Genomic DNA, 14,546 nt, shown 5'->3' on the forward strand with positions numbered 1-14,546 from the left:
CCCAAGACCCGCAAACCCGCACCCTATGTCGAAGGCGCGGTAGCCCGTGCCCATCACAGTACCGCCCGCCTGCTTAAACGCGCCAAAGGCGAAACATCTTGATCAAGACCTTGAAAGGGCTGGGTCTTAGACCCAAATCGCCGTATGCTCTTTCGATACGGGATCGGGAAAAATGTACTCATCCCCAGCGATGATGCCGGCAACGATGAGCTGAGCCGCCGACTGTGGTGAAGGCGAGACCAAGCGACGACTGAGCGAATTATTTGTAACCGGTAAGCCCGACGGACACGGCGGATGTGCGACCGCAAATTCCAGTCTACATCCGCAAGATAAGACTGCGCGGCCCCCAGTCAAGCAGGCAACTTTGGAGAGAATCATGATTCGCATCGCAGTTCTGAGCACCGGGCGGATCGGGAAAACCCACGCGGCAAATGTCGCCACGAAACTGTTCGCGGATCGGTGATCCCAACGAAAAGGCCGCCAGCGCTCTCGCACAGATGTTCGGAAGCGACGCATCGACCGACTGTGCTGCGATTGTCGACAGCGATCACATCGATGCCGTCGTGATTGGAACACCGACGGACGCGCATATCAGGTTCATGCAGCAGGTGGTGGCCAACGGAAAGGCCGTGCTATGTGAAAAGCCTATCGACCTCGACATGGAAAAGTCCCTCGCAGCGGCGAGGGAGCTCGAGCGCCAGAAGGGCGCGTCATGCTCGGTTTCAATCGTCTCTTCGATCCCATCTCGCAGGCGTTCCGGAAGGCCACTAATGCGGGCGATGTAGGTGACGTCCGCCAAGTCGTCATCACGAGCCGGGACCCGGGCCTGCCATGGCAAACCGGCGTTGGCGGAGGCAGTCCCACCGTGATTCTGAAGCTTCATATCATTTGTATAATAAATAGATGCCCAATCAATTTCATGCGTTAAGGTTAATGCTAAAATAGATGGTGCGTCAAATAAAATGTTTGCTTCTTCTCGTTAGCATGGATTCCATGATGATGCTCAAACCGAATAGTCGGAAAGTTTCGCCTGAAGTGGAACCTGTCAAAGTCTCGAAGGCGGGCCGCCGCCCCAAGAGCGACGGATCCTCCGGCCCTGAGCTTTCGCGAGATGCGGTGATACAGCGTGCGGTAACCCTGGCACAGTGTGAGTCGATCGACGAGGTGTCGATTGCGAGGGTCGCACGTGAGCTCGGCGTAGTGACGAGTCTCATCCATTACTACATCGGGAACCGAGATGACCTTCTGAGCATTGTCATAAATGCGGCCATGAAAGAACGGTTTGAGGCGTTACCTCCGGTCACCGGCGTGTGGCGCATCGATCTCGAGGGCGTGGTCCGGTGTACCTTGGATGTTTTTACCCGTTGGCCTGGACTTGCGACCTATGTTGCGACTCACAACCGATTCCGGCTGTTTCAGCGTGTCCAGCCCGGCGAGATTGATTACGGCCTGTCATATTTCGACCATGTTGGCCAAATATTTCAGCAGGGCGGTTTCACGGCAAGCCAGGCTGCACTTGCGTACCATCTGTTGATGCTATTCGTGACAAGCATTGCGGCGGAGAGCGCGCACCACCAGGCTCCCGTAGCGCACAAAGACTTCATTCTCGGTTACGTGTCAGGTTCCACGAGCGAACGCACCCCGGGTGCGTCATTCATCGTCGGACCATTTGCGGAACTCGACAGTCCCACGACCTTCGATGCAGGTATGGAACTTCTACTGACCGGATTCGAAGCGTGGCTGGCGCCAAGTCGACCAAGGCGCGTTCCACGTAAGGGCAGCAAAGGAGTAGCCTAAGGTATGGAAGCCCCGAAGTTTGACGTGCGCCTCAGCGTGAATACATGTTGGTACTCAGCCTCTGTCGACGACGGTCGACGAACTTCTCGTTGAACTGACTATGCTCTTCGGTTTCGCCGGCAATCATGCTGCGTGACCCTGGCGGCGCAACAAATCGTTGCCGAAGCGGAATGACGGGTGCTTGCCTACGCACTTTGAGCAGCGATCCGGCGGCCGGTGTCATGAACACATAAGGCGTCCAAACGCATTTACTTGCAAAGGCATCGCGTCGTCTGCGCACCTGGCGTAGTACGAAGACCCCGTGCCAGTCACCCTGCGTTCAAGTTCATTCGTAGCGGACATCCATCCGGACGCGGCAACAGGGTGCTCAAAGGTGCCCCGTCTCGTACGCGCTTCGCCGTGTCATGTCGGCAATGGCCTCGCACGGGCTTCCGCCGATCACTCGCCAAACCGTCGTGTTCCGCAATGATTCTCGGCCGCACGGCGACGTCACTGTTAGTTTGACGACCGCCCCTTCAGCCCTTGCTGGGCGTGACCACGCTCCTGCTTTGCTGGTGTGATTCATTGCACTAGGGTAAACGATTGGTGGCAAGTATTTGACGCCCCATCTATTTCAAGGCTAATCTAGGTACATGAATTTGATGGTGCATCTATTTTGGCTGATGGCATAGGGCAAAGCCGGACCATCGATCCCAACGGAGTACTCATGACAAACCAAAATCTCGGTGGGAAGGTCGCGGTCACAGCCGGTCTGCGCGGGGCTTCGTGGGACGCGGCCCGGATGAACTGTCCTATGTCACCAAACCTTTCCCGCTTAGCACCGATGACGGCCAGGCATCGCTTGGGGTACTTTTTTCAAGAGGGGCGGAGCGCAAGGCAGTTTTCATCATGCACCCGCGCGAGTTCGTCCTGACGCACTACCTGGTACCTGACGTCCTGGATGCGGGATGGGTTTGTTGGGTGCCGGGTCTCAAATGCGCGGTTATGGTGAGAAAGGAGATTGAACGATGGCTGCAGGACGATTCGCCAGGTACTGGCAAGATTTTGAGGTAGGTGAGGTGATTGAGACTGCGCCACGTACGATTGAAGGTGGTGATGTGAGCCTGTTTGCAGGGCTCTCAGGAGACTTCAATCCGCTGCACGTCAATGCTGTAGACGCTGAAAGTGGCGCATTCGGCGAGCGAATCGCGCACGGGCTCCTTACATTGGCCGTTACTTCGGGTCAGATCAATCAGACGGCGCTTTTAGTTGGCACCGCCATTGGCATACTGGGTTTGGATAAGGTCCGATTTTCCAATCCCGTGCGCTTTGGCGATACGATCTTTACGTCAGTCAAGGTCACGGAAGCTCGGGCTTCGAGCAAGGCTAGCAGGGGTGTCGTAGCTATGGAAGTCAAAGTCGAAAACCAGCGGGACGAGGTAGTGCTGACCTACGACATGACGTTGCTGATGGCCGGCAAGCCGACATGATTGAATGGAGAAGTGAGAATCAGCGTGCCGGAGACATTTTGCAGTGCAAACGATGAGCGTGCTCGTGACGCGCGGCATTCGTTTGCCGTGACGTTTGCTTTCGAAGACGAGCGGACACGGTATCTAGAAATGCGCCCTACGTCCGATATCTGCACGCGCGAGCCCGACGCAAAGCTGGTGTCAACTAGCAATAGAGGTCGACGAGCCTTGCCTCGTGTTGTCGAGTCGTACGTGGTTGGGAGATGCGGTCGCAACCATCGTGCAACTCTGGCGTCCTCCGTCACGGTTTCATCTGGCTGGCGCCGTATGCACTGAAGTAGCGAGACCCCTTAAGCAGCGCTAGCATCAATTCTTGAGTAGTAAAACAATCATGTGAATGTAGCTCATTAGCGAGTTTATGTTCTTCGTCAAGTTAGACGCTGGATCGCCAAAGGATTAGAGAAATGACTAACCGTGAAGTAGTCGTAGTCGGTGCGGCGCGTACTGCTATTGGAACCTTCGGTGGCTCTCTGAAGGACGTGCCGACGACATTACTTGGTGCGACAGTGGTTCGTGCGGCGCTGCAGCGCGCTGGGGTACAGGGTGCTGATATCGAGCACGTTGTGATGGGAAACGTCATTCCGACGGAACCGAGGGATGCCTATTTGAGCCGAGTTTCAGCACTGGACGCAGGAATTCCGAAAGAAGTGCCTGCGTTTAATGTCAATCGGCTTTGTGGCTCCGGTCTACAAGCGATCGTAAACGCGGCGCAGTCAATTATGCTTGGCGATGCTGACTTGGCCGTGGGTGGAGGGGCGGAATCAATGAGCAGGGGGCCATTCATCACACCTGCTGCTCGTTGGGGCATGCGTATGGGCGACATCCAGATGGTCGATTACATGACCGGAATCCTCCACGACCCTTGGAGTCGCATTCACATGGGCGTGACCGCGGAGAACGTTGCGGAGCGTTACTGCATCTCGCGTGCGGAGCAAGATGAGTTGGCGATGGCGAGTCAGCAGCGTGCGGCTAAAGCGATCGATGAGGGGCGCTTCAAGAGCCAGATTGTACCGGTGGAAATTAATACTCGCCACGGGTCTGGCCAGTTTGAGTCGGACGAACATGTTCGCAAGGACGTGACGGCCGATGCACTTGCAAAGATGAGGCCGGTGTTCAAGGAAGGAGGCTCGGTGACAGCCGGAAATGCCTCGGGTATCAATGATGGTGCGGCCGCAATTGTCTTGGCTGAAGCTGGTAAAGCGGCTGCGATGGGTCTTAAGCCATTGGCCCGCTTTGTCGGCTACGCTCATGCCGGAGTTGAACCGGAATACATGGGTATTGGTCCCATTCCCGCCACTCGTCTGGTGATGAGGCGTACAGGGTTGAAGGTGGCAGATATGGATGTCATTGAAGCGAATGAAGCCTTTGCTGCTCAAGCCTGTGCTGTCTCACGAGAATTGGGATTTGATCCGGCCATAGTGAATCCCAATGGTTCCGGGATATCCCTTGGGCATCCCGTCGGTGCGACGGGCGCCATCATCTCGATCAAAGCGATTTACGAACTCCATCGGATCGGCGGGCGGTATGCGCTGGTGACTATGTGCATCGGCGGAGGGCAGGGCATCGCGGCGATCTACGAACGTGTCTGAAGCTTGTGCCAGGAACAAGCAAAGAATCACCGAAAGACCTACTTTATTTGTCGCCACCTGCCGAATCTATGGCATCACGTCGGTTGATATCTATCGTTGCGATACTGCTGACGCGAGACGGGCAAACGTCTGGATTTCCGCATTTTGGAAGGAAAACTAAATGACTATTGGTAATGTCGCTATTATCGGCGCCGGAACGATGGGTAGCGGAATCGCCCACGTTTGTGCGGCGTCGGGTATCAACATCGTGATACTGGATATCTCGGAGGAGGCGCTGCAACGTGGATTCTCGGCCATTTCAGACAGCCTGGATCGCTCGATAAAAAAGCAGAAGCTGACGGCGGATGCTAAACGGGAGATACTTGGCCGTATCAATGTGACGACTCGATACTCGGACATTGCGGGGGTGGATCTCGCCATAGAGGCCGCTTCCGAGAACGAAGCGCTGAAACTTCGCTTACTCAAGGAAATCGAAACCGTCGTCAGTGCGAAGGCAATCATTGCTACGAACACGTCATCGATCTCGATCACTAAGCTAGCCGGGTCCACAAGACTACCGGAAAGAGTTATCGGAACACACTTCTTTAATCCGGTGCCGCTGATGGCACTGGTGGAGTTGATCCGCGGCTTGCAGACGTCGGATGAAACCCAGGAGCGCGTCGAGGCGTTCGTTAAGGAGATCGGAAAATCCTCGATCGTTGCCAAGAACAGCCCCGGTTTCGCGGTCAACCGCATTCTTTGCCCAATGATCAACGAGGCAGTGTTCGCTCTCCAGGAAGGCTTGGCTACGCCGGAGGACATCGACAACGGCATGAAACTCGGGGCCAATCACCCTATTGGTCCGCTTGCACTCGCCGATCTGATCGGCCTGGATACGATGCTAGCGGTTCTGGATGTTTTTTACCACGGCTTCAATGACCCGAAATATCGCCCGGCGCCGCTACTCAGAGAGATGGTTGATGCCGGATATCTAGGCCGAAAGAATGGGCGCGGTTTCTATCAATACGACTGAGCCTGAAGGGAAGGCGGAATCGAGGGAGATAGATGATGACGAACAACGACACGCCGGTGCTGCTGGAGAAGCGGGATGGTGTTGCCAGAATTCGCTTCAATCGGCCGCGCAGCCTCAACGCGATTTCGCCAGAGTTGGCGCAATGTTTTCTTCAATGTTGCCGGGAGGTTGGGACCTACGCCGAGTGTCGAGCAATTTTAGTGAGCGGTGAAGGGCGGTCGTTCATGGCCGGTGGCGATCTCAGCCGCTTCTACCAAGATTTCTCCAACTCTGCAGAAACCGCTAGGGCAATGATTGAGCCGATGAATGAGGCTCTTTCGATCCTGGGTTCGTTACCTCTGCCTGTGGTGGCGAGTGTGCAAGGTCCGGTGGCAGGTGCCGGGATGAGCATCGTCTTGGCATGTGATCTAGCGATTGTTTCGAGCGACGTGCAGTTCTCGTTTGGCTATTCGCAGATCGGTGCTAGTCCTGATGTAGGCATGTCGTGGTCACTGCCCCGTATTGTCGGGCTACGTCAGGCAATGGGCATAGCATTGCTTGGGGAAAGCATAAGTACCGACCGGGCGCTGGATCTCGGAATAGTTCATCGAGTGGTGTCTGCAGAAAACCTGGTATCGGCAACAGATCGCTTAATGAGCGATCTCGCGAGCGGGCCGACGATTGCATATGGCCAAGCGAAGCGTCTACTGCGCACTTCTAGCGATCGTAGTTTCGAGCAGCAACTCGCCGAGGAGCTCGTGGCGTTTCGTACTTGCGCTGCGACGGATGATTTTATGCAGGGTGTGTCGGCTTTCATCGAAAAACGCAAGACGGTGAGATTCCGCGGCGTGTAGCGTGATACATGCGGTTGCGCAGCCAGCTCCAGGCGAGCTCGACCATCAGCCTCCGGCATCGCCGGTTGCCTGCGTTGCTAATACCCTGTTCGACCTCACCGGTGCTGCTGGCGTACAGCATGGGCGTCAGGCCCAGGCAGCTGGCCAGTTCTGCAGCTGGCTCGCACAGATTTCCGCCGATCACTCACCATATCGGCGTCTTCCGCAAGGGATATCGGCCGTTCGGCCCCATCACTTTTGGTTTAACGATCGCCCCTCCAGCCCTTGCTGGGCGTGACTACGCTCCTGCTTTGCTGGTGTGATTCATTGCACTAGGGTAAACGATTGGTGGCAAGTATTTGACGCCCCATCTATTTCAAGGCTAATCTAGGTACATGAATTTGATGGTGCATCTATTTTGGCTGATGGCATAGGGCAAAGCCGGACCATCGATCCCAACGGAGTACTCATGACAAACCAAAATCTCAGTGGGAAGGTCGCGGTCACAGCCGGTCTGCGCGGGGCTTCGTGGGACGCGGCCCGGATGAACTCGTCCTATGTCACCAAACCTTTCCCGCTTACCACCGATGACGGCCAGGCATCGCTTGGGGTACTTTTTTCAAGAGGGGCGGAGCGCAAGGCAGTTTTCATCATGCACCCGCGCGAGTTCGTCCTGACGCACTACCTGGTACCGGACGTCCTGGATGCGGGATGGGCTTGTTGGGTCCAGGCCCCACGGGCCATCGGAAACGACCTGCGCCTTGAGCACGAGATTGCGCTCCATGATGTTGCCGCAGGCATGCGCGAATTACGTGCATTGGGTTTTGAGACAATCGTCCTCCTCGGAAATTCTGGCGGTGCAGGGCTGTTCTCCTTCTATAACCAACAGTCATTGCTCTCGGCGGAAAAGCGCATAACGCACACCCCTGGCGGTCGTCCTACCAAGCTGCAGGCAGCCGAGTTACCGGTGGCGGATGGCGTGGCGCTGGTATCGCCTCACCCTGGGCAGGGGATTCTTCTAATGAATTCGCTAGATCCTTCCGTCACAGACGAACTCGATCCGTTTTCGCGTGACCCGGCGCTGGATCCTTTCGACTCGGTCAACGGATTCAACCAGCCGCCTGAGTCCTCCGCCTATCCACCAGAGTTTCGCGTGCGCTATCGGAAAGCACAGCGAGACCGCGTTGCGCGAATCGACAAACTCGCCCGTGAGGCAATTGAACGGCGGCAAGAGGCTCGCGCGAGGAATAAGTCCGCATCGAACAGGACAGACAAGCTCTTCGCCAGCCACGGCCCAATCTTCCAGGTATGGCGTACGGACGCAGACTTGCGCTGCTGGGATTTGTCGCTCGACCCGTCAGATCGACTGGTGGGATCGCTATGGGGCGGCGATCCTGCGTTATCGAATCTCGGCACTATCGGATTCGGGCGTCTGGTGACGCCCGAATCCTGGCTTTCCACTTGGTCGGGACTGTCATCCAACGCTTCGCTCGAAAAATGTGCGAGTTCGATTGAACAGCCAACGCTAATTATTGCGTATACGGGCGACAACTGCGTCTTTCCTGGTGACGTCAGGGAGATCTATGAATCAATTCGGATAACTAAAAAAATTATCTGCAGCGTTCGAGGAAATCACCATGGCCAAGCTCTGAAGGAGGGGGAGACGCCGGGGCAAGTGCTCGCGGGACGTCACATCTCTGACTGGCTACGTTCGACTTTCAAATAGAAACATTGATCTAGAGACATTTATGAATGACCAATCGAATTCGAACGCGTCCACGGGTGGGCGTGTTGACTCTGGTAGCCGTCCGGTCAGCAACAGCGACGTCGACAGCAGTTTGGGCGGTCAAGCCCCTGGGGTCGCCGCTCCGATCCCCGGAGTGGTCTATCCGAAACCGAAGGATCTCGAGCGTTACGTCGCTGAAGGTGTACTCGGCTTTGAAACATTGGTCGACGGATTCCAAAGGGCCGCCACGCTGTATCCGCAAAACGTCGCACTGCTTGGGCTAGGGATGAGCATGACTTACGCCGACCTGGATGCAAAGACTACTCGGTTGGCCGCGGCACTGCTTGAAACTGGTCTGTTGCCCCTTGACCGTGTCTTATTTCAACTGGGTGATAGCGAACAGTTGGTGATGGCCTTCCTCGCTTGTTTGAAGGCAGGCCTAATTCCAATTTGTACACTTGCGGCCCACCGAGAGCGCGAGATCGGCTATTTGGCCAATCTTGCAGAGGCAAAATTGCATATCGTACAAGGTGACGATCCGAAGTTTGACGGTGTCGCTTTCGCACGCAAAATGTGCGAAACAGCACCGTCACTACAATGGATCCTCCAGGCGCGAGGCGAACCGCAAGCTGGCGTGCTACATCTCCAGCAGCTGATTGAATCGATTAACGAGGAAGAGGCTAGCGAACGCGTCGAGCAGGTTAAGCTCGATCCATTCCAGGTAGCCGTGTTCCAGCTTTCCGGCGGTACCAGCGGAGTACCGAAGATCATTCCTCGTTTTCACAACGAGTATCTCTACAACATGCGAGCCGTGGCGGAATGGTTCGAATATCGTCCGGATGATGTTCTCTTTATACCGCAGCCGCTTGTTCACAACGTCAATATGGGGTGCTGCTTCGGCCCGATGCTAATGACAGGCGCGACAGTTACGATAGCGCCGGACGTGCGTCCAGAGACGCTAGTTGCGATGATCGAGACCATGAAGCCCACTTGGCTGATGTTGGGTGGTCCAATCATCGCTCGTATCGAAGCAGCAATTAAGGCGGGACAGATCGATCTGTCGAATGCACGTGGGATCTTTGCAGGTAACAGTGCGCCGAAGTATCGTAAATTGCTTGGTGCTCCTGTATATCACACATTCGGCATGACTGAAGGGATGATCATTTACACCCATCCCGACGATCCGATCGAAGCTCTTGATACCACCCATGGCAGGCCGGTAAGCGCTTGGGATGATATTCGCATACTCGTGCCTGGAACCGAAGAGGCTGTGATGCCAGGCGAGATTGGCGAACCAGCATTCAAGGGGCCCTACACCATACATGGTTACTACCGGGCGGAAGAGAGAAATCGCGAAGCGTTCACCAGCGATGGCTACTACAGGTCTGGCGATCTGATGCGTGAAAGGCGCATTGGCGACAAGACATACTACGTGTATTGCGGTCGCCTGAAGGACCTCATCAATCGCGGCGGAGAGAAGATCAACTGCGAGGAGGTCGAAATGGCGATCTCAGGCCATCCGGCCGTTGCAGCGATAGTTGCCGTTCCCTATCCGGACCCGGTTTACGAAGAGCGTCTATGCGCAGTACTCGTTTTGAGACAAGGCTGTTCTGCGCCGTCGATCCAACAGATGGGTGCCTACCTTAAAGAGTATGGTTTGGCGAAATTCAAGTGGCCAGAGCGCATCGAGATCGTTTCCGAATTCCCGCTTACTGCGTCGGGAAAACTCGATCGGCAGGCTCTTCGCGATCTCATTGGCAAATTGGTCGTCTCGAACAGCTAGCCAAACTTGGCAAATTTTGTAGGAGATTCAATTGGAAAACACTCTTCTTGTACTGAACGGAGTACACCATACCGCCAGACCAACCTGGAAGCTGCGCGAGACAGTTGAGTTCTACAGGGACAAGTTAGGGTTGCCACTGGTTCACGCGATTTCCGCTCGGGGTTGGGGGCCATCGAATCATCCGGATTTCCTGCATTTCTTCTTCGAAAGTGGAAAGGGCAGTACGATCGCTTTCTTCTACTACATCGGCGCCGAGCAACCTGACTACACTCGAGCCGTAGACGACTACCGTTTCCGTGCCACGCACACAGCATGGGCGGTGGACAGCTACGACGAACTGATGGCGTGGCGAACTCGCCTCGAGGAGCAGGGGATTCCCGTGATCCACCAGATTCGACATGAGTTGATCGAATCCCTATATATCGCGGATCCAAATGGCTACCACCTTGAAATTACACTCCAGGAAAGGCCGATGACCGCTCTTGACTCGGATGACGCAATGCGAACCATTGAGGCGGCAATGGCAATGGAGGATGCCATGGGTAAGGGCGCGAACAATTTCGCTAGCATCGATCAGGTGTGGTGCGAGAAGGGGCTCGTGTTAGCCGACGTTCATTCGAGCGTAGAGCATGATGAGGCGTCGCTATATGTCCTCGATGTGCCAGAGTTCTCGCCACTCGTTGACGCTGCCCGTGAGGACAATAATTGTGTGGTCGAAAGCACGATTAATGGATATTGGCGCATCAGGTCAAAGGATGCGATCGTCTTCGAAAATAAGTCACTGAGGCTTGTCCCGGCTTTGTGGCATTCATCACTCACCGGTGGATTTATCGGAAAAGTAAAGGTGTTCGATCGCTATCGTCTTGAAATCATACCAGGCGTTGCATCGTGATAGTCGATGTGTCTGCGATACCTGGAAGAGGGGTTGCCGCGTAATTTCCCGGCATTGTGCTCAGGAGATGCTGGCTGCGGAGTTCGTGACTTCGCATCTGTTGCACGATAACTATGGCCAACGGGAGAAGACGTACCTCCCGGTAATGGTTATGAGTCTATGACTCCAACAGGGCGTGTCAACGGGAGTCAGCCGCGAAATCGAGCTTCGGGTACTGGCGCGGCGATTCGATCAATAGACGGGGGCAACATGACCGCAAGTTATGAATTCGTTCTTTCGGAATGGTCATTTACCGTAAGACGAACGGTCAGCTGGGCGGACTGCGACCCTGCCGGTGTGGTTTATACCGGGCGGTTTTCCGAGTATCTCCTGGGAGCAGTCATGCATTTCCTGAAGCATGTCGGGCTCGCACCGGGATCCGATATACACAAGGTAAGCGGTACCGTTCTGCCATGTAAGCATATGTCGTTTACGTTTCACGTCGCGTTGTGGCCTGACGACGTGGTTGATTTGCGTGTTGGTGTTGGTGAAATTCGCGAGCACACATTCGAAATTTTCGTAAACGGGCTTCTATCTGATGGCCGTTTGGCATTTCAGGGAATCTTTGTTCCGATCTTTATCCAAAGCAATGCTCGCGTACGCAGACCAATGCCTGATGCCGCGCGCGGTGCACTGACGCCGCATTTGATCAACAAGGATGAACGAGAATGAATATCCACAGGACGTATCGTATCGGTCAAATTGTGCCAAGTTCCAATACCACAATGGAAACCGAAATCCCGGCTATGTTTCACGCTCGCGAAAGTGCTCGACCGGAGCGCTTCACGTTCCACAGCAGTAGGATGAGGATGCACAAGGTTACCCGTGAGGAACTGGAAGCGATGAACCGCGAAGGTCTGCGGTGTGCGGCGGAACTAGCCGACGCAAGAGTCGACGTCATGAGTACTGCGTGCTTGGTAGCCATTATGGCAATGGGAATGGGATATCACCGGCAAGTAGAGCGGGAGTTAACCAGCGTCGCTCGTGCCAATAACTGTTCGGCGCCTGTGATGACGTCGGCGGGGGCTTTGGTTGATGGGCTACGAATCATGGGAGCGAAGAAGATTGCATTGCTGGCGCCGTACACACGTCCGCTGTGCGATTTGGTTGTTGACTACATTGAAGACGAGGGTATTGATGTGGTAGACGCGATTGCCTTCGAGATACCGGACAACCTCGAGGTGGGTCTGCGAGATCCAGCGCGTCTGGTCGACGACGTGAAGAAGTTGAACACGGCGAACGTGGACGTTGTTGTCCTTTCGGCTTGTGTCCAGATGCAGTCTCTTCCCTCGATTCAAGCTGTGGAAGACCGACTGGGGATTCCTGTTACTTCGACCGCGATTTGTACCGCGCGGCGCATGCTCGATAACCTTGATCTCGAACCGGTGGTGCCCAGGGCGGGCGCTCTGCTCTCCGGCCGCTATCCGTCTCAGGTCCTCACGGAAAACAAGGAGAGTCAAGCATGAGAGAGGCGGTCGTCGTTTCCACCGCGCGTACGCCAATTGGTCGTGCGTTCCGTGGCGCATTCAACAGGACGAAATCCCCCACGCTGATGGGGCATGCGATTCACCACGCCGTCGGTCGATCGGGTCTGGACCCGGTACGGGTCGATGATGTGATTGTTGGCACAGTTTTAGCGGCGGGGACTGCTGGAATGAACATCGCTCGCAATGCGATGTTCGCCGCAGGACTACCGCCGTCAACTAGCGCACAGACGATCGACCGGCAGTGTGCCTCCGGTCTGATGGCAATTGCAAATGCGGCTAAGCAGATTATCGTCGATGGCATGGAAGTCATTGTGGCTGGGGGACAGGAAAACATCTCGGCCGTTCAGAATGCGTATTTCAAGTGGGTACAAGAGGAGCAGGATGCGAACGTCCGGCGATTTGCTGCACACGCCTATATGCCGATGCTCGAGACCGCGGAATTCGTCTCGCACAAGTACGGCATTAGCCGAGATCAGCAGGACGAGTATGCACTATTGTCACAGTACCGAACGGCTGCGGCGCAGGGCAACGGGCTGTTCGACACTGAGATCGCACCGATAGACGTTGTGATGGCGGTAACCGACAAAGAAACTGGGTCGGTTACCGAGCGGGAACTGACACTTTCGCGAGATGAGGGAAACCGCCCCGAGACGACGTTGTCGACCCTTTCCGCACTGCAGACAATCATCGCAGATGGCAGCGTAACTGCCGGGAATGCAAGCCAGCTTTCTGATGGGGCCAGTGCCTGCGTTTTGATGGAGGCGCGGGCAGCAGAGAGGGCGGGGTTGAGTCCACTCGGCGTATATCGAGGCATGGCGGTCGCTGGTACGGCGCCGGAGGAAATGGGCGTCGGCCCGGTGTACGCCATTCCGAAACTGCTTAAACACCACGGGCTCAACGTTCAGGACATCGGGCTATGGGAGCTGAACGAAGCCTTTGCGTGCCAGGTCTTGTACTGCCGCGACGCGCTCGGTATCGATCCTGCGAAGTACAACGTGAACGGGGGGGCGATCTCGGTGGGGCATCCGTATGGGATGACCGGCTCCCGTCTGGTCGGACATGCACTAATTGAAGGAAAGCGGCGCGGTGTCCGCTATGTCGTTGTGGGAATGTGTGTCGGTGGCGGAATGGGGGCAGCCGCGCTGTTTGAGATTGCCTATTAGTAGAGAGATTTGCACGGGTCTGAGGCAACGCAGGTGTCCGCGACCATCTTGGCAAGTATCGTGTTCCGCAACTGGCGCGCGCGGATTTGCTCGAGTTTAAGTCACTCTGTATCCCATGTTGAGGAGGCTTTCATGCCAAGTGAAGGGCCTGTGCCAAACGTGGTCTTCACATGCAACGACCGCGAAATTCTAGCGCAAGGTTTGAGTGCCTTGCTTCGTGAGTGGTCGATTGCGTACGAAATAGCAGTGAGAGTAGCCTCGGAAAGGGGGCTCGCCCAGCCGAATGTGCATGATTTTGGATTACCCGACATTCTGCGCCTGAGTCGAACGATTTGAGCCCCGCGACCTGATAACGAAGTGGCTGAAGCCACCGGTGATGCGCTCACAAAGTGAAGCCGGTGCGAGTACGCAGACCCTAACGTGAGCGAATGCGGATCAATTCTCGAGAGGACCCTTGCGCAGGCCGACCCGAACAACGTGCCGGGGAAAGCTGATACGACCATGAGCGCGACGCCATGGTAATGCCATTTCATGTAGTCCGCCCCGGCGTGACACGCGACGCAGTTCGACTGAACTCCAATTCGACGAAAGGAGAGAAACCTTATTGAGATTTACGGCTATTTCAAAAGTGGAGTGGGTAATGCGGCTTACGAGGCATGTGGGTTGAAGGCTGAGAAGTCGAGCTTTCCGGCGATGAGGAACAGCACAGTCCGCATGGTTTTGAAGCTGGCGTACCCG

12 protein-coding genes and 1 pseudogene are annotated in these 14,546 nt (G+C 55.6%); 12 read left to right on the plus strand and 1 reads right to left on the minus strand.

The features are described from left to right. The first annotated feature begins 497 nt into the window (after positions 1-497). The 6 genes from GNZ13_RS52840 (at position 498) to GNZ13_RS29010 (ending at position 6,739) form a co-directional block, all read left to right on the plus strand. On the plus strand, positions 498-785 hold the full coding sequence (locus tag GNZ13_RS52840; RefSeq protein ID WP_236002237.1) for a Gfo/Idh/MocA family oxidoreductase: 288 nt from the start codon (positions 498-500) through the stop codon (positions 783-785). Positions 786-993: 208 nt separating this feature from the next. Continuing rightward, positions 994-1,797 (plus strand): TetR/AcrR family transcriptional regulator, encoded by an 804-nt coding sequence (locus GNZ13_RS28990; RefSeq protein ID WP_172170965.1) that lies wholly within the window; start codon positions 994-996, stop codon positions 1,795-1,797. A 1,007-nt stretch (positions 1,798-2,804) separates the two neighbouring features. Then, entirely contained in the window at positions 2,805-3,266 is a 462-nt protein-coding gene (locus tag GNZ13_RS28995; protein ID WP_172170967.1) for a MaoC/PaaZ C-terminal domain-containing protein, read from the plus strand. 443 nt (positions 3,267-3,709) lie between these two features. Next, entirely contained in the window at positions 3,710-4,894 is a 1,185-nt protein-coding gene (locus GNZ13_RS29000; RefSeq protein WP_172170969.1) for an acetyl-CoA C-acyltransferase family protein, read from the plus strand. Between the two features lie 160 nt (positions 4,895-5,054). After that, positions 5,055-5,906, plus strand: coding sequence for a 3-hydroxybutyryl-CoA dehydrogenase (locus GNZ13_RS29005; protein WP_172170971.1), 852 nt, complete (start codon positions 5,055-5,057; stop codon positions 5,904-5,906). A gap of 35 nt (positions 5,907-5,941) precedes the next feature. Beyond that, the gene (locus GNZ13_RS29010; RefSeq protein WP_172170985.1) at positions 5,942-6,739 is read left to right on the plus strand and encodes an enoyl-CoA hydratase/isomerase family protein; all 798 of its coding nucleotides are present in this window, start codon (positions 5,942-5,944) and stop codon (positions 6,737-6,739) included. Positions 6,740-6,755: 16 nt separating this feature from the next. Here the strand turns inward: GNZ13_RS29010 and GNZ13_RS54655 are convergent. After that, positions 6,756-6,890: pseudogene (locus tag GNZ13_RS54655) on the minus strand (transposase); the annotation flags it as partial. Between the two features lie 297 nt (positions 6,891-7,187). Between GNZ13_RS54655 and GNZ13_RS29020 the strand changes: the two are divergent. The 6 genes from GNZ13_RS29020 (at position 7,188) to GNZ13_RS29045 (ending at position 13,808) form a co-directional block, all read left to right on the plus strand. Next, positions 7,188-8,444, plus strand: a complete 1,257-nt coding sequence (locus GNZ13_RS29020; protein WP_172170973.1) for an alpha/beta fold hydrolase — start codon at positions 7,188-7,190, stop codon at positions 8,442-8,444. 22 nt (positions 8,445-8,466) lie between these two features. Next, positions 8,467-10,227 carry an AMP-binding protein gene (locus tag GNZ13_RS29025; protein ID WP_172170975.1) on the plus strand — a complete coding sequence of 587 codons (1,761 nt, stop codon included), beginning with the start codon at positions 8,467-8,469 and terminating at the stop codon, positions 10,225-10,227. Positions 10,228-10,258: 31 nt separating this feature from the next. Continuing rightward, positions 10,259-11,119: a VOC family protein gene (locus tag GNZ13_RS29030; protein ID WP_172170977.1), complete on the plus strand. Its 861-nt coding sequence runs from the start codon at positions 10,259-10,261 to the stop codon at positions 11,117-11,119. 249 nt (positions 11,120-11,368) lie between these two features. Next, positions 11,369-11,830 carry an acyl-CoA thioesterase gene (locus GNZ13_RS29035; RefSeq protein ID WP_172170979.1) on the plus strand — a complete coding sequence of 154 codons (462 nt, stop codon included), beginning with the start codon at positions 11,369-11,371 and terminating at the stop codon, positions 11,828-11,830. After that, on the plus strand, positions 11,827-12,624 hold the full coding sequence (locus tag GNZ13_RS29040; protein WP_172170981.1) for a maleate cis-trans isomerase family protein: 798 nt from the start codon (positions 11,827-11,829) through the stop codon (positions 12,622-12,624). Before GNZ13_RS29035 ends, GNZ13_RS29040 begins: the two co-directional genes overlap by 4 nt. Further along, on the plus strand, positions 12,621-13,808 hold the full coding sequence (locus GNZ13_RS29045) for an acetyl-CoA C-acyltransferase (RefSeq protein WP_172170983.1): 1,188 nt from the start codon (positions 12,621-12,623) through the stop codon (positions 13,806-13,808). The genes GNZ13_RS29040 and GNZ13_RS29045 overlap by 4 nt, the downstream gene beginning before the upstream one ends. The last annotated feature ends 738 nt before the right edge of the window (positions 13,809-14,546 follow it).

Origin of the sequence: Paraburkholderia elongata, from assembly GCF_013177735.1 — a bacterium.
Classification (GTDB): domain Bacteria; phylum Pseudomonadota; class Gammaproteobacteria; order Burkholderiales; family Burkholderiaceae; genus Paraburkholderia; species Paraburkholderia elongata.